The following is a 404-nucleotide window of genomic DNA, read 5'->3' as shown; positions in this document are numbered from 1 at the left end:
GTACGCAGGTGCCCCCGGGCGCCCCGATGCCGATGCCGCAAGGCACCACGCGCAGCCAGCCGCGCCTGCAGAATTTCGCGGCGCCCACCTCGGGCGGTTACGACGGCAACGCGCCGCGCAATGGCGGCTGACAACGGACAACGAACCATGGCCACGCACGCTTCCACCACCGACGTCAGCACGCTCGAGCCGCCCTCGCAGTCGGCCGTGCGGCTCGTGCCGTATGCGTTTGCGCGCGACGCCAGGTTGCTCGTCGCCCGCCAGGACGTCGACACGCTGGAGGTGTGGGTCTGCCCTGAAACCTCGCGCACGGCGCTGGCTGAACTCGGCCGCGTGTTTGGCGCGCTGCATCTGGTGACGCTCGACACGGCGGCGCTGTCCACCGCCACGCAGACGGCCTACAA

1 protein-coding gene is annotated in these 404 nt (G+C 70.8%); it reads left to right on the top strand.

Annotated features, from left to right (window positions below; translation table 11 throughout):
- Positions 1-147: 147 nt before the first annotated feature.
- Positions 148-404, top strand: a 257-nt coding sequence (locus CKW40_RS42560) for a hypothetical protein (RefSeq protein WP_198421206.1), incomplete at its 3' end; no start/stop codon positions are given.

The organism is Mesorhizobium carmichaelinearum (assembly GCF_900199455.1).
GTDB lineage: Bacteria > Pseudomonadota > Alphaproteobacteria > Rhizobiales > Rhizobiaceae > Mesorhizobium > Mesorhizobium carmichaelinearum.
The sequence above is the reverse complement of the archived record's forward strand: the minus strand, read 5'-3'. Positions and strand labels throughout refer to the sequence as shown.